The organism is Collinsella sp. TF08-11AT (genome assembly GCF_003437035.1).
Taxonomy (GTDB): Bacteria; Actinomycetota; Coriobacteriia; order Coriobacteriales; family Coriobacteriaceae; genus Collinsella.
The window spans coordinates 180433-199064 of record NZ_QSRL01000002.1 but is presented as its reverse complement, the minus strand read 5'-3'; the positions used below and the strand labels follow the sequence as shown (position 1 = coordinate 199064).

Annotated in this window: 15 protein-coding genes and 1 tRNA gene; 2 read left to right on the top strand and 14 right to left on the bottom strand. The window is 54.7% G+C overall.

What is annotated here, in order from left to right; all coding sequences use genetic code 11:
• The 10 genes from DXC79_RS02785 to DXC79_RS02730 form a co-directional block, all read right to left on the bottom strand.
• Positions 1-429 carry a HEPN domain-containing protein gene (locus DXC79_RS02785; protein WP_117635023.1) on the bottom strand — a complete coding sequence of 143 codons (429 nt, stop codon included), beginning with the start codon at positions 427-429 and terminating at the stop codon, positions 1-3.
• Positions 429-1886 (bottom strand): class I SAM-dependent DNA methyltransferase, encoded by a 1458-nt coding sequence (locus tag DXC79_RS02780; RefSeq protein ID WP_117635021.1) that lies wholly within the window; start codon positions 1884-1886, stop codon positions 429-431. Before DXC79_RS02780 ends, DXC79_RS02785 begins: the two co-directional genes overlap by 1 nt.
• 67 nt (positions 1887-1953) lie before the next feature.
• Positions 1954-2400 carry an HNH endonuclease gene (locus DXC79_RS10310; protein ID WP_117635019.1) on the bottom strand — a complete coding sequence of 149 codons (447 nt, stop codon included), beginning with the start codon at positions 2398-2400 and terminating at the stop codon, positions 1954-1956.
• Positions 2400-3866, bottom strand: coding sequence for a VWA-like domain-containing protein (locus DXC79_RS02770; protein ID WP_117635017.1), 1467 nt, complete (start codon positions 3864-3866; stop codon positions 2400-2402). Before DXC79_RS02770 ends, DXC79_RS10310 begins: the two co-directional genes overlap by 1 nt.
• 4 nt (positions 3867-3870) lie before the next feature.
• Positions 3871-5196, bottom strand: a complete 1326-nt coding sequence (locus DXC79_RS02765) for an AAA family ATPase (protein WP_199408628.1) — start codon at positions 5194-5196, stop codon at positions 3871-3873.
• Positions 5193-5846, bottom strand: coding sequence for a hypothetical protein (locus DXC79_RS02760; RefSeq protein ID WP_117635016.1), 654 nt, complete (start codon positions 5844-5846; stop codon positions 5193-5195). The genes DXC79_RS02765 and DXC79_RS02760 overlap by 4 nt, the downstream gene beginning before the upstream one ends.
• Positions 5847-5855: 9 nt before the next feature.
• The gene (locus tag DXC79_RS02755; RefSeq protein ID WP_117635014.1) at positions 5856-9290 is read right to left on the bottom strand and encodes a DEAD/DEAH box helicase family protein; all 3435 of its coding nucleotides are present in this window, start codon (positions 9288-9290) and stop codon (positions 5856-5858) included.
• A gap of 54 nt (positions 9291-9344) precedes the next feature.
• Positions 9345-11192: a hypothetical protein gene (locus DXC79_RS09985; RefSeq protein ID WP_147327471.1), complete on the bottom strand. Its 1848-nt coding sequence runs from the start codon at positions 11190-11192 to the stop codon at positions 9345-9347.
• Between the two features lie 196 nt (positions 11193-11388).
• Positions 11389-11461: transfer RNA gene (locus DXC79_RS02735), tRNA-Ala, on the bottom strand.
• A 151-nt stretch (positions 11462-11612) separates the two neighbouring features.
• Positions 11613-12551, bottom strand: a complete 939-nt coding sequence (locus DXC79_RS02730; RefSeq protein WP_117635007.1) for a radical SAM protein — start codon at positions 12549-12551, stop codon at positions 11613-11615.
• 525 nt (positions 12552-13076) lie between these two features.
• On the opposite strand from DXC79_RS02730, the gene DXC79_RS02725 reads away from it, so the two are divergent.
• On the top strand, positions 13077-14276 hold the full coding sequence (locus tag DXC79_RS02725) for an MraY family glycosyltransferase (RefSeq protein WP_099431892.1): 1200 nt from the start codon (positions 13077-13079) through the stop codon (positions 14274-14276).
• Between the two features lie 161 nt (positions 14277-14437).
• Positions 14438-15487 carry a tryptophan--tRNA ligase gene (gene trpS, locus DXC79_RS02720; RefSeq protein WP_117635005.1) on the top strand — a complete coding sequence of 350 codons (1050 nt, stop codon included), beginning with the start codon at positions 14438-14440 and terminating at the stop codon, positions 15485-15487.
• 331 nt (positions 15488-15818) lie between these two features.
• On the opposite strand, the gene DXC79_RS02715 is transcribed toward trpS, so the two are convergent.
• The 4 genes from DXC79_RS02715 to DXC79_RS02700 all read right to left on the bottom strand — a co-directional run bounded on the left by DXC79_RS02715 (position 15819) and on the right by DXC79_RS02700 (position 18535).
• Positions 15819-16139, bottom strand: coding sequence for an MGMT family protein (locus DXC79_RS02715; RefSeq protein ID WP_089572047.1), 321 nt, complete (start codon positions 16137-16139; stop codon positions 15819-15821).
• Positions 16140-16218: 79 nt separating this feature from the next.
• The gene (locus DXC79_RS02710; protein WP_117583755.1) at positions 16219-17073 is read right to left on the bottom strand and encodes a DegV family protein; all 855 of its coding nucleotides are present in this window, start codon (positions 17071-17073) and stop codon (positions 16219-16221) included.
• Between the two features lie 119 nt (positions 17074-17192).
• Complete coding sequence (locus tag DXC79_RS02705) at positions 17193-17642, bottom strand: MarR family winged helix-turn-helix transcriptional regulator (RefSeq protein WP_022093866.1); 450 nt, start codon at positions 17640-17642, stop codon at positions 17193-17195.
• A 173-nt stretch (positions 17643-17815) separates the two neighbouring features.
• Positions 17816-18535 (bottom strand): B3/4 domain-containing protein, encoded by a 720-nt coding sequence (locus DXC79_RS02700; RefSeq protein WP_117635003.1) that lies wholly within the window; start codon positions 18533-18535, stop codon positions 17816-17818.
• Positions 18536-18632: the final 97 nt, after the last annotated feature.

Sequence of the window (18632 nt, the reverse complement as noted above, 5' to 3'; positions counted from 1 at the left end):
TTACAGTTTCTCGGTATAGTCACGAAGAATTTGAGCGAATTTGATTAGTTCAAATGGATGAGCATCAACAGATTTTTCGTGTGAGTAACGCCATTCAACAAACGAATTGCTTGCTTCGCTGAGCAAATCATCCAAAGGAACTTCGCTCCGCCGTGCAAAACTGGTTTTGATTTGCTGTTGCGTTGAAGGCTTCAGAATCTTAAATAGCTCATCAAGCTTATGCCCCGTTGGATATTCGCATGTCGTGGACTCATGCGCTTTAATCGACTTCAAATACAATTCAATAGAGAATGCGACATTAACAACCAAAGGATTTAGACTGCCCATCACTAATGCCGACAAGCCGTCCTTCTCTATCGACTCTGCAACGCGCAAAAAACTATTCGCGTTACTCACGCACTCTTTAAGCTGGAGTACAGAAAGATTCATTACAACATCGCCTCAAGCTCTTTCAGGCCGGCGGCAATCTTCTCGTTAAGGTCTTTGAGGTCGGCGAGGATCTCGCTGGTGGGCGGGTACTCGATTTTCTCGTAGACGATTTCCTTGTATTTATTAATCGACAGGTCATAGTCGTTGTCGATAATCTCCTGAACCGGCACCATAAAGCTCTTGTCGGTACGGGCGCGACCCATCTCGGCATCCAGATGATGGAAGCGTTCAATGATGTCGGGAATATCGTTAGTGTCAATAGGATCACGCTTGTCATCCAGGCTAAAGCCATCTGCCTGCATGTCGTAGAACCACACGTTATCGGTACCGCCGTTGTCGGTACGCGTAAAGATAAGGATAGCGGTAGAAACACCCGCATAAGGCTTAAAGACGCCGGAAGGCATTGAGATCACCGCTTGCAGACGGTTGTTCTCAATGATTTCCTTTCGGATGCTCTTATGCGCCTTCTGCGAGCCAAACAAGACGCCATCAGGGACAATCGAAGCGCAGCGACCGCCGATCTTGAGGCTCTTAAGGAAGAGCGCCAAGAAAAGCAGCTCGGTCTTTTTGGTCGATACCGTACTCAGCAAATCTTTAGAGACTGCTTCGTTGTCCAGACTGCCCTTAAAGGGAGGATTGGCCATAATAAGCGTATACGCATCGCGAACGCCGTTATCCTCGGACAGCGAGTCGAGCTGTGTGATATTCGGAGCCTCAACACCATGTAGCATCATGTTCATGGCGCCAATGCGCATCATAGTCGAATCGGTATCGTGACCCGAGAAGATCGTAGTCTGAAAGCGCTCTTGCACGGCAGAGTCCATCAGCTCTGTCGAATAGTGTTCCTTGATGTACTGAGCGGCACCGCAGATAAAGCCAGCACTGCCCATAGCGGGATCGCAAATTGCATCCTGGGGAGTCGGCTCCATAAGCTCAACCATCATGCTGATAATATGACGGGGCGTGCGGAACTGACCGTTCGTACCGCTCGTCGACAGCTTGGAGAGCAGATACTCGTAGACATCGCCCATGATGTCCTTATTTGCCAGGTCAATTTCCTCGAGCTTATCGACGACCTTCGTCAGCGTACGGGCGCTTCGCACTACAAAGGTGGCATCCTTCATGTATTTGGCAAACGCCGCGTCCTTATCGGAACCAAGGCCTTCTTTAATAAAGGGAAACACGTTTTGTTGCATGTTGTCGAACATAGCTTGAGGCTCGTAGTTTCTAAATTTGCTCCAGCGGCAATTTTGATGATCGGCATCAAAGACGGGATTGCTGACCGGCATGTCCAAAAGGGCCGCGTTCGATTCCTTTTTAAGCTCGTTATCATCGAGAATTTTAATGAACATGAGATAAGTCAGCTGCTCAATGACGGTAAGTGGGTTTGCCACGCCATCCGACCAAAAAATATCCCAAATACCATCGACCTTGCTTTTAAGTTCACCGGTGATCATATAAAACTCCCAACGTCATTTATTGTTCCTAAATGGACCGATGCCATTATCGTTTATTACATGTCACTTACGCCATACCGGTTCGACCAACGGCGCTCATAATGTCTCGAAGCTCCTCAGGCGCATAGACACCTCCAGGCTTGGAATGAAGCGCGACGTGACAGTTTGGGCATACCGGTATCAAGTCTGTCACCGGGTCAACGTCATGTTCGCTATCCACAACAGACAGCGGGACGATATGGTGCACCTGGACAATGCCACTAAAGCGCGGGCCATAAGCCTTGCCAAAATCGAATCCGCATACGGAGCAAACCGCACCATGGGCCGCAATGCACGCTTCACGCGCCTCTCGGCTCCGCTCGAACCGATCAAGTTCGACCGCGCAACGAGAACCTTCGACAAATGGGGCCTCGACATCGAGGGACGCATCACACGGGACTTTCCCATAGGCGCGGACGAGCTGCTGCTCAATATATTCTTGCGGGCTCAATACCCGGTTGCAATCCCGATCCATCACCGCTCCCCTTCAAGCGAAAGCACCATTCCGTAAGGCTCCTCAACAGAAAGGTTGTTCTTATCGCCTGTAACAACCCACAAGTTTCGATAGGTCAGAGGCCGCGGGATGCGACGCTCCCCAAATCCGTCAGTAAAGTAGATCAACAATGCATCGCGATAGCACCGATGATCGTTGACGTAGCGAATGGCTGGCGTAAATGCCGTACCTCCCCTACCCATGACGCATGCGGAAATGTCCGCGGCGCTATCAAGGCGATAAACACGCTGGACGGCAGAATCGCACTCAATTACGGTCAGCTCAAACGGATGCCGTGACAGAATGCCCAAGATCTCGCCAAATACAGCCTTTAGTTGATCGTCGCTCATCGAGGCGGATGTGTCGATTGCGACAGCAACCTTAACGACCTTACTATCGCGAGCCCCGGACAGGTCAAATCGAAGCGGCTGTCTTCGGTTTAAGCGAGATCGCGTCTTAACCTTCTCGGACGAGACAGTTCCTACATAACGCTTAAACATGGCAGCCCAGTCAATCTGAGGTGGCTCGTAAGCCCGCGCAACAGCGCGCGAAAAGCGACCTGGCATGAGCGAACGCGTTTCTTCGCTCATCATTTCGTTCACGTCCCGCAAAAGCTGACGAGTCATTTCGGAGATATCTTCCGTCGATGACATCTCAAAGCTGCCCGCATCAGACGCCATCCAGGCATGATCCGTCAGCGATGACGAACTCGACCGAACCTCACCGCGGCCTTCACGGGATAACTCAAGGCCGCGCGGAGCGCTCTCTCCGGAAGAAGTAACCCTGCCAGCAACAAACCTGCCACTCGCGCCGGGCACTGGCGCCACGCCGCGCGACGGACCTTCGTCACCGTTTGCAATCTTTAAGCCTTTGATCAGGTCAAAGTAGTAACGATACGACTGCAGCGGGGCAACGTTGACGAGGCCGAACTTACCTTTAAGCGTTTTGGACGTGACTGCTCCTTCAGGAGCCTTCAAAAACTTCTTGCCTCGTGCAATCTCCCTGCTGAGCATGTCATTAACCGATGCGTCAGCAGCGTAGTTAAAACGCTCGCGCACATCAGCTTCGGTTGACCGGATCGCCTTGGACATCTCCGCCGGATGGTTGAACACAACGTGGTCGACCTCATGGCAGAAGATAAAGATGATCTCCTTTAGCGAAAACTTGAACAGCAACAACGGGTTTGCAGCAAACGTTGCGGGGTATTCGTTCAATCGAATGCCAGCGATAAGCTGTTCGCCGAAAACCGCCTGAAAGCGCATGGACAAGAAAAAATAGCCGTAATACAAGTCTCGCTCAGAGATGAGAAATGTAGTCACAAGCTGAGCGAACCGATTAAATAAGGCTTCGATTTCTACAAGGAGGTCGAGATTTATAGTTGTCTCATATTGCTCGATGAGTGCTTTGGCGTCATCGAGCACTTTGGCAATGTTGTCCGAACCCTCCATAGCATCACTCTGCCTCGATTGCCCTGCGCGTCTGATCGGAGAGATCCAGAGCAGAAATCAAGTCGCGTTCGAATACGTCATAGAAGAGTTCGAGCAAATTCTCACCCTCATTTGATGTAGCCCCAGCGACTTTTTGGGCAAACAGCAGCTTTGTTGACGGGTCAAGCGCCGACACAAAGGAAGAAAGCCTCTTCTTAGTCCGCTTAAATCCACTCGCATCAAGACGCATAAAGCCGACATTATCTTTAAGATGGCCCAGAAGCAGATTGCAGGTTTGAACCCTTTTGGCAACAGACATGGCAACCAGCCGGCTTTCCATCTCCGCCAAGGACAGATTAGACCCAAGAACATCGGAGGGATCCAGCGGCTTTTCCTGAGCGACTAAACTTGCAAAGTACATAGCAGCAACCGTACTGCCAAGCTTTGCGGAAACAAGCTGCTTCATATCCTCGCGAACCACTGCCGCATCGTTTTCGGCATCGCTAAAGAACGATCGGAGCATGGACTCGCTCGAAAGAATGGTATCCACCATATCCCAGCCACGAGGGGAAGGTGACACTTTCTCCTCATCCTCGAGCTCGCGTAGATTGTCGACTAAACAGGCAGGATTCTCGCGCACGAATGACAAGATAGACGGATCGATGCCCTCGGCATCGCCATACTCAAGCCACTCGTCAACATCGGTCCCCACCTTGAGCTTTAAGAAGCGGTCAAGCTGCGCTGGATCCATTTCGTTGGTAGCGTAGGCACTATTTTGCGTGCTGGGATTCATGGCACCAACGAAAAACACCCACCAAGGAAAACGATAGCCGTTGACCTCCTTGGTAAGCAAGATGTTCATGAGCTCGCGATAGACCGTGTTCTCGGTACGGTTTATCTCGTCGATAAGGACGATGACGGGTTTAACTACACCAGATAATAGGAAATTGATTTTATCCTGCGGATCAATATCGTTCATAGAGTAACGATTCTCGGAACCATCCAATTGGTCCCCTTGCGTCCGAGCACCATGAAGCGACTCGAACAGCGCCCGCTCCTGTCGCTGAATTCGATCGACAGCGTAGTAGGGCAGGAACTTAAAAGCAATTGAGCCATCAGGCGCTTGATACTGATAAGGAAGACCCGTAATCTCGCCCTCCTTGAGAGTACCGCCTTCAATCGTAATTACCGTACCGCCCAAGTCGCGAGCGATATCCTTTAGGATGGCAGTCTTGCCGATGCCATGCCTTCCCGAAAGAAGAGGAGTTATCGACATGCCCTTCTTTTGTGTTGCGACATTAGCCAAAAGCGCACGCTTCACCAGTCGCTTGGCCCTCTGAACGGTTATCAAAACTGCACACCCTTAAGTCTAAGAAACGTATTGAGCTTTCTCGAGCGATCCGCCTTCTTCTTCCATGAGTTAACTCCCTGTTTCAGAACTATCGTTTCGCTGAGATCGTCATAGTGCCTAATAAAGAACTCCTCGCTAAATGTTTGAAAGCGGGCGACCTTCGCCTGATCAAGAACATCAAAATATCTATCGAGGAACACCTCATCAAACGTTAGCAGCTCAAGGAATACATCTATGGCTTCGCCGGGAAGAGATCCAATGTGCTGTTCCACAAATGATTGGTCAAGTTCGGGATGGTTCTCGATATAGGACTTGAGCAGTTCACGGGCATTTGAGCTCGAGGATATTGCAGCGATATCCGCAATAGCATTGGAATCACCAGCAATGCCGTTAGCAGAAATATCGCCACATGAACGAGAGGGCTCCTGAAGCATCCCCGCTCTCTTGTCGCTCCGCTCCTCACGCCGCGCACGCTTTGATGTGCGTTCAACGGCCCGTCGTCTTTCGTCCCGGATGCCTCCAATGAGCTCCCGGCACCCCTCAATATAGGGCTTGTCATATTCGCCCGTATCGAGCTCTTCTTCGAGACAGCTAAGGTCGACATCGAGCAGTTCATTTTTATGCTTTAACAGCAGTTCGCGAATATCCATGTGCAACTACTAGCCCAATGCGCCGTGAATGATATTAACGACCTGCTTTACCAGCGGGAACAACTCTTGCCCAAATAAACCCATCAAATCCCTGCCCTTAAAGGGCGCCTCGTCAAGAAGTGCCTTGGTCGTAATGTCGCCATTAACACGGGCGTAGTCGACCATCTGGTTAAGATATAACGCCTGATTGTCGTTAAGACGCTCATCATGCAGAATCGAACCAAGCCTGTCCTCAACTGCGACATCCGAAAGGCCCACGTGTTTGCGCAGGAAAGCCAAAGCGGCAGTATCGCCCCAAGACACGCCAGCCCATGAGGCAAATTCACCGGCAGTACCCAGCTGCAACGTAAAGACCCGCTTCAGAGCTTCAATGTCGTCCGGAGTGAGCACGTCGAGAGCGCGGAGCTTAGCCAGGGCAACATCGTTGTTGGATTGCAGGTACTCGCTGACTTTGTCTGCATAGTTCAGCTCGGAAGCAAATCCAGTACGTTCGTCGTTGTCGATGATATGGTCGGGCAGATCTATCACGTGGTTTTTGTCATCTGCCTGGATGTAGTTCATGAGTCCCCTGAGCTCTTTTCGCACATACTCAGCGCGCTCAAACGAGAAGTCCGACAGAAGGTATTCTCCCGACATCATCGAAGTAATGAGCTGCTCCTTTGCCATAACAGCAGGAATAGTTTTTAGCTTGAGCAAAGCCCTCATACGCTCGGAAAAAGCGCTACTCAACTGAGAAAGGCCAAAGCGAATAGTCGCAGGGTCTTTGCCTTCATCAAGTCTCTTCTTATATTCGGACTCCACGGTCAAGACAAGAGCATCGAAACTCTTCACCTTAAGAGAGCAGGACTCACGCGGAAGCAGCGAAAGGACGCGCGTCTTAAATTCATCGACCTCGTCCTTGTCAAGGCAAAGCAGCTTGTCCTCTGCGCGATATTTATTGACATAAGCAATATTGCGATTGACTTCGAACGCATCGTTATTGAGGTCAGCAACGCCGCACGAAAAATAGGAATAGAGTTCGTCGAAATACGTTTTATCAAAACCGCTCAGATTCGGCTCAGCCAGAAGCTGTCGGAATATATCAAACTTGAGCTCATTAATGCGAACGGACGCACTCTTGACGGACTTGGAGGTTTCAAAGAAACCGTCTTCTGCGGACCAAGAGGATGTCGTGCCAAAGTATCTGAAATTATCGTAGAAGTCGAAGCAATAAAAGCAAGCCTTGTCATCGCCCGGACCAAACAGGTCTGGACACAAACGCGTTCCGCGACCAAGCATCTGCAGAAACTTAATCTTCGAGCTGGTAGCCTTGAAGAAGACAAGATTTACGGCATCGGGGACGTCGATACCGGTATCGAGCATATCGACGCTCACAGCAACTTGGGGCATCTTATCGCGTTCAGAGAAAGAGTCAATGAGCTCAAGCGCCCCGTCGATCTGACTATCAATGCACTTGCAAAAATCGACGCCCTCATTAGGGAACAGCACGTTAAAGCGTTCCGCAATCATCAGCGCCTCATAGTGGCTCTTGGCAAAGATTATCGTTTTGCCCAGCTTGTCGCCAGCATCGACCTTGATGCCATTTTCCATCAGCTCGCCGAGCATGACGTCAATCGTGCTCTTGTTGATAACCTTACCGCTGAGCTTAATAACAGAGCCGGAAAGATCCTGACTCAAAGAATCGTCAGCGCCATCGCCCGCTAAGCCAAACTCACTATCTACCTTCTCTTTGTCCTCGACAGAGAGGTCGTCATAAACGATGCCATGGCGAAGGGCCTCGGTTGTCCTATCCAAAACGGTATAGCCCACCAGATAACCATCATGAACCGCTTGTTCCAGCTCGTAAGCGTAATCGGGCTCACCGTTTTCTGCGCCAAACATCTCAAACGTGCTCTTAAACTCTTCACTACGGGGCGTGGCCGTCAAGCCAACCATCAAAGAGTCGAAATACTCAAAGAGCGCGCGATACTTGCCAAAAATGGAACGATGGGCCTCATCGATGATCACCAGGTCAAAACGCCCAATACTAAAGTCGCGAGAGTCCTCGTCGATTTTCTTAATCATCGTCTGATACGTCGAGAATAAAATTCGAGCATTCAGATCACGATTGAGGCTGCCGCCCGAAATAATTGACGTCGTTATATTGGGCAGCAGCTTCGTAAAGTTTTTATGGGCCTGACGAACGAGACTCGTTCGGTCAGCCAAAAACAGAACGTTCTTTATCCAGCCGCCCCTCAGCAGAACGTCAACAAGGGAGATGGCGACACGGGTCTTACCCGTGCCGGTAGCCATGACCACGACGCTTCGGCGGCGCCCGTTCATGAATGCATTGCAGACGTTCTTAATTGCTTCCTTTTGATAATCACGATTGGTAATCGCGTCGTCAATCACCGGATTGGAGATGTTGGCCCTCGTGTCAACGCGTTGTTTAAGTAATTCGAGTTCATCGATGGTATGGAACCCAGCCACGCGGCGCGGCGGGAACCCAAGGGGGTCGATACAGAACAACCGGTATCCAGTTGAGTAGTACGCCGTAGGACGATAACCGTATTTTTTCTCGAGCATATCGACGGCATGATTGGCGCGCTCCCTATTGGCAAGCGGATTGCCCTCGTCAGCCGAGTATTCGACGACAGCAAGGGGTCGACCATCCCTTCCGCAAAGAACGTAATCGACCGAAGTGCCGTCATCCAACGTCATATCAATAGAGGCCACCTCGGGATACTGTTGATTGGCGTTGAGCGCGATCTTCCAACCGCCCTCGCAAAGCAGTGCATCAAGGTACAGCTTCCTGTTTTCGCGAGGATCGTGACCCTTGGTAACAACAAACTTCGTCTTTCTAAGCGAAGGGGCAAAGCGCGCGACGACCTCTTCGGTGAGCTCGATAGCCTCATCAGGGCACTGGGAGCCGTGCTCGCCGTCTTTGCCCAAGGGTGTCACGAGTGCAGCTGGCTCAGCGACAGCAGGAGACTCGGAGTTACTGGGAGCCTCGGCAGGTGCTCCCGTGGGACGCGATGCCTGACGTGCACGGACGGCGTCAAGAGGAGAAACAAAAGACGGATAGTCATCGATCTCGTTCATGTTCATGAGCGTCTCGCCCAACACGTACTGGAGCTGCTCAAGCGTTTGACATGCAACGGGAGCTGTTACCGTCCTGCCATGAGCGCCATTGTTGCCATTAACGCGAACGACATGAATCGCATCGATAATCGTCTGGTCATTAATGTAGCGAACAAAATCCTCGTTAGTGACCAGGCTGAACAGATCCATCCCGCGGTCGTCCCCAACAACAGAACGATAGATAAGTCGGACTATAAACTCGAGTGCGCTACGAGAAGAAACGCAGCTCATTGCAGGCACATTGAGTGCAAGAAGCTCAGCGTTTTTACAAGTTTCGTATAAATTGCCGAGCCCTGGGACCGGCTTAATAAATTCAAAATTCATGAGGCCCTCCGCTTCATTCCTTCACGCCAGTATACCGTCCTTAGGGGACAGCATTTATTTAACTTTGCCTGTTCCGGCTGTCAGCAAGTGACACCCGCAGTGGCCGATGACAATCTTTTGGCTCTCTTCATCAAAATAAAAATGCAAACGGAACGGATCCATCTTGCTCTTGCCCTTACCCTTGAGGTGCGGCGTGATATCGACGGTCCTTCCTTTATAGGAGCGCTGCCTCAACCTCACGCAATCCTGATTAGCCTTAGTCGCCTTGGTCTCGGTGAGCGTCATCTCGATACCCGTCTGGTTGGTGAAGGCGGAGCAGATATCCGTCATACACACTTCTTGGAACTTTAGCTTCCATAACACGGTAGCCGCAGAGGCGAGAACTCTCCACTGCTCATCGGCATCGCCGTTTGTATAGCGTTTGGCAGAATCAAAAGCCTCGGGAAGAACGACAATCCTTGTGGCCCAAAGCTTGGACACGAGGACGAGTTGCTCTTCAAGCGACTTAGGAAATACCGTGAGCGAATCGATCGCCGCCTCTTCCTTTTTGAGTGCGGCGTTCTCGTTCGCAAGCTGATCAGCGCGACCCTCCGCTTGCTCGCATCGAAACTGGAGGTTCGAGACCTTGTCTTCGAGCTCTGCTCGATCGTCATTGCTTTCTAGGGCATTGATTCTTCGCTGAAGCTCATCGTTTGACGTCGAATACAGTTCGGCAAGGCTTTGCCATTCCGCAACGCTTTCACGCTCAGCCTTAAGAAGTTGAAGCAGCTCGTCAATCGACTCCCGACTTACGCTCGAAGCGAGCTCGGTCTCGCGCTTTGCAGCCTCCTCGGCATGGCGCCGGCTTTCGTTTCGCAGCTGTTCCAGACGTGACTTAAGTTGCGATAACTCCGCCCTACTCTTGTGCCACTCGATATCACTCGTATCCAAGAACTCAGCAGTGCCCTTTAGATAGCTGCGACCAAGACTGCGGTTGAGCACATCCAGCAGCGAGGAACCGTAGTTCGCAAGCTTAGACTTGTTGATGACCATTCGGCTGGAGAGGCACTTTTCATTATCCAGCTCAATGCCCGCTCGATAGATGGTCAGAGACTCGGAAGGGCACTTGTACTGGAAAGCGATGCCCTCATAACCAAAGAGGTCAAACAGGCAGGTGCGCATGCGATCGTTGGAAAGGTTGACTGCATACACGTTGGCGATGCCCATTAAATTACGAGCGAGACCCTCCATATCCGAAACAGGATAATGGCCGCAATGGTCACTCGTGATAACGACAAAGGGAAGTCCACGCTGTTTGTCGCACAAAGGCAAAGCGAAAGATTGCTCGAACGTCATTGGCTCAAGAATGCTCAGCTTGGTATTGACAGCAGTCTCTCCGATAAACGAATGGCAGCCATCAAGCGAGAAGAGATCTCTGACAAAGCGAGGGATATTGGGGCGAGGCTCCGGCAAAGGGCGGCCAACATAGTTTGACAGCGTGTAGTAAGAAACTTTGATGTTGACTTCGCAAGCACCGTCCTGCATCGACTTAAAGCCGATGCAGGTATGCCAATGTCTGAAGGCTGTCGTGCTATCCGGCTCGTCATACTCAAGTACCCAGGCATCAGGTATATTCTTTTCACCGGAATAAAACGCTCGCGTGCAAAGCGCAGCGTAATCGAGAGATGTGGCGCCTCCCGAATATTCCTCTGGATAGCTGAAGCCGCCCTGCAGAAACTTGCGCTGATTCTCGCCATCTTTAAGAAGCCCCCTGATCGTTGAGGCGCGCTGGCGACGCTGTTCCTTGCTTAAGACCCAATAAAAAACCGATTTATAAGCTGAAACAATTGCAAGTGAGTTTTCCTTACAAGGACGAAGCTCAAACCTAGTCCTATAGTGAACTCGTTCATTCTCCGATCTCACGGGCGCACCTTTCCGCAGGGAAAACCACTGGTCATTCTTTCAAATCAGACACACCTAGTTTACCGCTGTGAGATCATTAAATATTGAGCAACAAATTGGACAGCAGGCGTGGGCCCAAGGCAAATAAAGCAGCTTCAAAAGGTTTACTCACAAAAAAGCCGCCGACACAATGTCAGCGGCTTATCAAATCCAAGGGTGGAGACGAAGGGAGTCGAACCCTCGGCCTCTGCCATGCGACGGCAGCGCTCTCCCAACTGAGCTACGTCCCCAAGACAAGTTGATATTTTACCTACGGCTCGCCAACTGTCAACGCCCAATACCCAGTCTTTTTGGGACGCGGCTATTTTGACAACTTTTCGAGCAGGCGATCCTCTCGATGATTTTTTAATCCCCGTCCCAGAAAAATCATCGTCGAGCGCACTACTTTGCGCTGGTGAGGACGCCGGTGGTGTCGAACGCCGGGGTGAAGCTCTCGTCTACCGCTCCGCCTTCTTGCCAAAACATCGTCGTAAAGCCCAGGTCGTCGGCATGGTCGAGCACCTGCTCGTACTCCTCGCGCGTCACGGCGCGCGCCAGGTCGCCGCCTTGTTCGCGCATGAGGGCATTGGGCGTGTACTGGTTCATGACCGAGATCGGCACGTCGCCCGCCGTCTGCCACACCAGGTCCAACACGCGGCACGAATCGTCCGCATGCCCCGGCAGCACCAGATGACGCACGATTATGCCGCGTTTCATGAGCCCGTCCCCGTCTACCAGCTCTCCCCCGCGGCGCTCAATTTCGCGCGCCATCTGGGCCAGACCCGACACAGCCACGCGCGGGTAGTCCTTAATACGAGAGAGTGACTGCGCAAGCGCCGCATTGGCATACTTAAAGTCGGTAAGCCACACGTCGACCAAATCGCCGAGCGCCGCCACGGCACTCGCACGCTCATAACCGCTCGTGTTGTAGACGATTGGAATGACCAGTCCGCGCTCCCGAGCTGCGGCAATCGCGGCAGGCAACAGGTGCGCATAGTGCGTCGCCGTCACCAGGTTGATGTTATTGGCGCCCTGGTCCTGCAGCTCCAGCATAATCTCGACCAAACGCTCGGGCAAAATCTCAAGCCCAAAATTGCCCGTCGAGATCTCGTGGTTCTGGCAATAGATACATTTGAGCGAGCAGCCGCTAAAGAAGATCGTGCCCGAACCGGCCTCGCCCGAGATAGGCGGCTCCTCCCACATATGAAGCGCCGCGCGGGCCACCTTGAGCGTGTCATCGGCACCGCATACGCCGTGCGCACCCTCGTCGCGCACCGCACCGCAACGGCGCGGACACAAATGGCAGGCGGGCGAAAAAAGTTCGGTCAACGGCGTCGGCATAAAAACATGCTCCAAAACAACGATTCAGCAGCTCAAACGTAAAGGGCCAGGCCGCGTAGACGACTCCGTCCCTAAGGCGCCGTAATCGTCCGACACGATTTTTGTAATGTCAAGACTGGAATCCACAAAGTGCCGCTTTATGATGTAGGTATTCCGCCCCCCGCGGAGCAACTGGGTGAACCGTCGCGTTTATTTAGGGAGCCCACACAGTCGTACCTAGTACAGGTATCCTTCGTTGTTAAGGACGCTGGAACAGTCGATGAGGGCACCCACCTGTTTTAGGTGGGTTCATTTTCGTAACGTGGGGGGTGGTTTTCATTTGCCGAAAACCACCATTACAGCCCATATGGATCCCCGCCGGTATCCCGACAAGCCATCGACAACATCCCAATATCTGGTAAGCGCGTGATTATCGCTGCATGCAATTCCATGCACCCCCCGTGGTCGAGTATCATGGTTCAGCTATGCCCTTTGCGCTTAGCAACCTTTGACCTTTTCCTTCGACGCTTGGCGGTTTTTAGATTCATGGCTTCATCCCCGAGCTACATACCGTATCTATGCGTGGCAGCGGCGGCCTTTATCACGACCTTCCTCACGGTGCCCCTGGTCAAGCGCCTGGCAATTAAGCTCGACGCCGTCGACTATCCTTCTAAGCGCCGCATCAACACCAAGCCCATCCCGCGTTTGGGCGGAACGGCGGTGTTTTTGGGCCTGGTCGTTGCCTGTATTGTGCAAATCCTAGGCACCTGGTACCTGGGTTGGCCGCCCGTTTTGGTGCCCCACCCCCGTCTGCACATCAGCTACCCCATACTTGCGCTTTCTTTTACCGTCATCTTTGCGACCGGCGCTATCGACGACGTCTTCCAGCTCAAGCCCAAGCAAAAGCTAGCCGGACAGGTCCTCGCCGCGCTCATCGCCTGCGTGGGCGGCCTGCGCATCGGCGTCATCGTCAACCCGTTTGCCCCCGGCGAGATCATGCTCGGATGGCTCGCCTACCCCATCACCGTGATCTACCTAGTGGCATTCACCAACATCATTAACCTCATCGACGGCCTCGACGGCTTAGCCACGGGCATCTGCGGCATCGCGTCGTTCACCATGTTTTCGATGGCCGTTCTCTCGGGCCGCATCGACGCCGCCGCGCTCTCCATTGCGCTCTTTGGCGCCTGTCTGGCCTTTTTGCGCTACAACTTCAACCCCGCAAGCATCTTCTTGGGCGACTCGGGGTCGCTGCTTCTGGGCTTTGCGCTGGGCTCCATCTCGCTACTCAACGTGAGCCGCACCGCCGCGCTCACCTCGCTTATCATCCCGCTCATCGTTGCCGGCGTGCCCATCATCGACACGTTTAGCGCCATCGTGCGCCGCAAGCGCGCCCACATTAGCATCGGGCAGGCCGACAAGGGCCACATCCACCACCGCCTGATCCAAGAGGGCTACAACCAAAAGCAGGCTGTGCTGCTCATCTATGCCTGGTGCATTATGCTTTCGGCCGGCGCCGCCGCGATCAACCAGGTCGAGGTGCCCATGCGCGTGCTCATCTTTACCGTGCTCGCCATTGGCTCGGCGGCCTTTGCCAAGCATCTACATCTGTTTGAGCCCGTGCTGCGCCACCATTACAACAAGCGCACGCACGAGGATGAGCTCGTCACCCCCGACGACCCCGCCTTTAAGCAGGAGGAGCAGGCAGCCGAGGAACGTAAGGAAGAGCGCCACCACAGGCGCTAGGGTAAGCTGCCGAGGATGCGCCCAGGCGCCGCCGGCCAAACGCGCAGCCACGCCGCGCCCATCGCACATGCCGCCGCTCTCCCGCCCCTCGCCTACTTACGACCCGCCCCTCCAATAAACGCGTTATCATCTTGACCCATGAACATACGTTAGGAGCAATCATGCCAAACGAGAACAGCTACGAAGTCGCGCTGCAAAAGAGCAACGCCATTCGCGAGGGCCTGGCCAAGACGCCCGACAAGTTCACCATGCTCACCGGCGACCGCCCCACCGGCCGTCTGCATCTGGGTCACTACTTTGGCACCCTTAAGGGCCGTGTTGAGCTGCAGAACATGGGCGCCAAGACCAACGTGCTCATCGCCGACTACCAGGTCATCACTGACCGCGACACGACCGAGCACATCCAGGACAACGTGTACAACATGGTCATGGACTACCTTGCCTGTGGCATCGACCCCGACAAGACCATGATCTACGCGCACTCCGCCGTGCCCGCCGCCAACCAGCTCATGCTGCCGTTCCTGTCGCTGGTCTCCGAGGCCGAGCTGGCGCGCAACCCCACGGTCAAGGCCGAGATGGAGGCCTCGGGCCACGAGCTCACCGGCCTTCTGCTCACCTACCCGGTGCACCAGGCCTGCGACATCCTGTTCTGCAAGGGCAATGTGGTGCCCGTCGGTCGCGACCAGCTGCCGCACATCGAGCTCACCCGCACCATCGCCCGCCGCTTTAACAACCGCTACGGCAAGGTGTTCCCCGAGGTCGACGCGCTGCTGTCCGAGACCCCGCTGCTGCCCGGCCTGGACGGTCGCAAGATGAGCAAGAGCTACGGCAACGCCATCAACATCTCGATGACCGCCGAGGAGACGGCCAAGCGCATCAAGAAGAGCCAGACCGATTCTGAGCGCATGATCACGTTCGATCCCGAGAACCGCCCCGGCGTGTCCGGTCTGCTTTCGACGGCCGCCATCTGCACCGGCCGTTCCGAAGTCGAGATTGCCGAGGAGATTGGCATGGGCGGCTCCGGCCAGCTCAAGAAGTACGTGACCGAGGCCGTCAACGAGTACTTCGCGCCGATCCGCGAGCGTCGCCAGCGCTATGAGAACGATCTGGACTATGTGAAGGACGTGCTGCACGAGGGCAACCGTCGCGCCAACGAGATTGCCGAGCAGACCCTGGCCGAGGTTCAGGACGCCATGGGCATGGTGTACTAGGCAAAGCGCCTTCGCACAACATAGACGGTGAGGCTAAATCCTCACCGAAACAGGAACAGGCCCGCTGGCAGATAGTTGCCAGCGGGCCTGTTCCCGAAGTACACCGTTGAATCGCACAGAGGGGAGGAATGCGAATCAAACTCAACAGGGCAGGCTTTTTCATCGCCTATTGCCTGCTCCGTTGCTGAAAACAATATAGTTCACCGTGGTTTACTTTGCTGCGACAAACCGCGCCGCCACACCTTCTCCATAAGTTAACCTCGGTAAACCTGCCAAAACCACCACAAAGGGGATAGGCACCTTTGTGGTGGTTTAAGCCACGGCAGAGCCGCTAGAGCCCTGCAGGCCAGCGACAGGCGGCCAAGTCGACGTGCATGTCGTCCTTAAACGCCACACCCTCCCCTAGCAAAAGCTCACGTTGAGCATCGGGACCGCCAAAAGCAAAACCATCGCATATGCGGCCATCGGCAAACACCACGCGGTGACAGGGAATCTCGCCGGGGCGCGGATTGCCATGCAGGGCATACCCCACGTACCGCGCACTTCGTGGACGTCCAGCAAGCAGCGCCACCTGACCATACGTGGCGACCATCCCCTCGGGAATCTGCTCGACCACCTCGTACACCCGCTCAAAAAAGCCCTCAGACGCCATTGCTCGCTCCCTTCCACCCGGAATAGCATAAACCACCACAAAGGTGCCTGTCCCCTTTGTGGTGGTTTTGGCAGGTGGGCTAGTTAACGGGCTGGAAGAAGGCTACGGCTACGGCGCCGGGGCCTACATGGGTGCCGATGGTGGCGCCGATGGTGTGAACGGGCAGTTCGCCCTCGGTGTGGCCAGCCCACAGTGCCGCGCTGTCCTCGATATACTTCTTGAGCACCGCATCCGAAAGGCCCGTATAGCCGAGCGCCAGCGGCATGGAAAAGTCGATGCCGCCCGCCTTTTCGACCTTCTGGTTGAGCAGGTTACGTCCGTTCTTGGAACCGCGCGCCTTGCCCAGCTGCACGATCAGACCGTCCTCGGCAGCCACCACGGGCTTTACGTTGAGCAGCGTACCCACGGCACCGGCAGCAGCAGACAGGCGACCGCCGCGCACCAGGTACTCCAGCGTCTCGAGCAGACCAATAACCACCACGCGGTCACGGACGGCCTCGACAGCCGCCGCGATCTGGGCCGCGCCCTGGCCCTCGTCCACTAGGCGCAGGGCATACTCGACCAGCACGCGCTCACCCAGGGTAACGTTATTGCTATCAACCACATACACGTCGCCGCCCGGCGCCTCGGCAAGTGCGGTACGGGCGCTCTGATTGGTCCCCGAAAGTTTGGCACCCACGGTAATAATCACCGCCTCGTCGCCGGCCTCACGTGCTTCGGCAATCGCCTGCGAAAAGGCGTACGGGTTGACCTGACCGGTCTTGGGCAGCTCGTCGCGCTCCACGAGCATCTCGTAAAAGCGCTGGTGATCGATGTCGACGCCATCCATATACACATCGGTGCCAAAGGTAACGGACAGCGGCAAGACGGACAGCGCCGGGTGCTCCGCCGGCGACATATCGCTGGCGGAATCGGTAATAATGCGGACGGACATAGCGAATCCTTTCTTGCGCAGGTCTCGCGCAGGGAATTTTGACAGCAATGTCCCGGCACGGCGTACGCGCTCAAACGGGACGATGCAGCTCTTGGCTGAAAGCTAGCGCCAGCGCGGCTCTAGATCTCGCGCAGGGTGTTGAGGATCGTGCGCAGCGATGCATACATCTGCTCGCGCTGCTCCACACCCATAGCCTTACCGGTGGTGTCGAGCACCTCGCGAATGATGCGGTCCGCCTCGCTCATGCTCTCGCCGCCCAGAGCGGTCAGGCGCACCGGGGCACGATACTTAACGGCCGCATCACCCGAGTCGTCGACCTCGACGTAGCCGCCCTCCTCCAGATGCGCGAGCGTGCGCGAGACGGCGGCACGGGTCACGCCTGCCATGCGAGCCAGGTCAGCGCCAGTCAGGCCGTCCTTGCTGCGCTCAAGATAGTACAGGCACATAACGTCGGAGCCCTTGAGGCCCAGCCTTGCGCCCTCGGATGTCTTAATGCGCTGGATCTCCTTGTAGAGCCCGCTGATCAGTCCGACAAAGTCCTCGAAACGTGTCTCGTCGTTCTGCTGCATGGGAGACGACCGCCTTTCGCTTACATGATGCTAACGGGTAAACATCTTAGCCGCACGAGGCAACACCCATACCCAAATATCCCATTTGTTAACCCATCAACATAAAAACCACCACAAAGGGGACAGGCACCTTTGTAGTGGTTTTGACCGGCGAACATGATCCGCAGGCGTCGCTACAGTTCCACGCAGGGATTGTCGCGGGTCACAAGCGTCTTAACGACAACCGTCGCTCCCAGATAGCGCTCGAGCAACTCGGCGAGACGATCAACGGCAGCCTGGCAATCCCCCATCCGCTCGGGCTCCACGCACTCAATCGCCAGGAATGCATCGGCCGAATCGTCGGACAGCGCCGTGCGAACGCCATCGCGCCAGTTCCAGCAGCGGCATACGGCGCCCGCATCATCGATGTAGGCGAGCTCGCCGGGCAGCGTCGGGTCATCCGTTTCCTCGCCAAGTGGCAGGAACGCATCGCCGCCGTCAGTCACCTTCAAGCGAAGATCCCCCTCAATCGTATGCAGGTCCTCGCCGCCAACGGGCAGCGCGTAGGTCAGCGACACCGTGTTGTAGATGTCCACCGCGGGCGTAATGTGGCCCACCGGCTTGCCCTTGAGCACGCGCTTGAGCAGGTTCTCAATTGAGCAACGCGCGCCCTTTTTGGTCTTGAACAGCCGATAAGCCTCGCGCCATGCCTTGACCGGTGCGTTCTCGCTGATAGTATCGCTGGTCAGATGACGCTCCGCGTCGATATTGGCGCGGTCGAGCAACGCCGCAATCGCATCCACGTCCTCTTGAGGAATCTGAGCCGCGGGCTTCATGCCCTTTACGACCACAACACCGACAGCCGCCTGCGGAAATAGCTCCCAAAACGAATCCTCGGCAATAAAGCTCTTCATGCGCTCTCCCTTCATCGTGCGCGCCCGAGCGAGGGCGCCTAAACAAAAAGCGCCCTTACGACGGCCACCTTCAAAGTCCTACGGTGCCGCCACAAGA

Bases quoted from the DNA above. Each gene is read 5' to 3' on its own strand.
- DXC79_RS02760 (WP_117635016.1), bottom strand. From the start codon at position 5,846: ATGGATATTCGCGAACTGCTGTTAAAGCATAAAAATGAACTGCTCGAT.
- DXC79_RS02725 (WP_099431892.1), top strand. From the start codon at position 13,077: ATGGCTTCATCCCCGAGCTACATACCGTATCTATGCGTGGCAGCGGCG.
- DXC79_RS02730 (WP_117635007.1), bottom strand. From the start codon at position 12,551: ATGCCGACGCCGTTGACCGAACTTTTTTCGCCCGCCTGCCATTTGTGT.
- DXC79_RS10310 (WP_117635019.1), bottom strand. From the start codon at position 2,400: ATGGATCGGGATTGCAACCGGGTATTGAGCCCGCAAGAATATATTGAG.
- DXC79_RS02785 (WP_117635023.1), bottom strand. From the start codon at position 429: ATGAATCTTTCTGTACTCCAGCTTAAAGAGTGCGTGAGTAACGCGAAT.
- DXC79_RS02700 (WP_117635003.1), bottom strand. From the start codon at position 18,535: ATGAAGAGCTTTATTGCCGAGGATTCGTTTTGGGAGCTATTTCCGCAG.
- DXC79_RS02780 (WP_117635021.1), bottom strand. From the start codon at position 1,886: ATGATCACCGGTGAACTTAAAAGCAAGGTCGATGGTATTTGGGATATT.
- DXC79_RS02705 (WP_022093866.1), bottom strand. From the start codon at position 17,642: ATGCAGCAGAACGACGAGACACGTTTCGAGGACTTTGTCGGACTGATC.
- DXC79_RS02710 (WP_117583755.1), bottom strand. From the start codon at position 17,073: ATGTCCGTCCGCATTATTACCGATTCCGCCAGCGATATGTCGCCGGCG.
- DXC79_RS02715 (WP_089572047.1), bottom strand. From the start codon at position 16,139: ATGGCGTCTGAGGGCTTTTTTGAGCGGGTGTACGAGGTGGTCGAGCAG.
- DXC79_RS02755 (WP_117635014.1), bottom strand. From the start codon at position 9,290: ATGAATTTTGAATTTATTAAGCCGGTCCCAGGGCTCGGCAATTTATAC.
- DXC79_RS02770 (WP_117635017.1), bottom strand. From the start codon at position 3,866: ATGGAGGGTTCGGACAACATTGCCAAAGTGCTCGATGACGCCAAAGCA.
- trpS (WP_117635005.1), top strand. From the start codon at position 14,438: ATGCCAAACGAGAACAGCTACGAAGTCGCGCTGCAAAAGAGCAACGCC.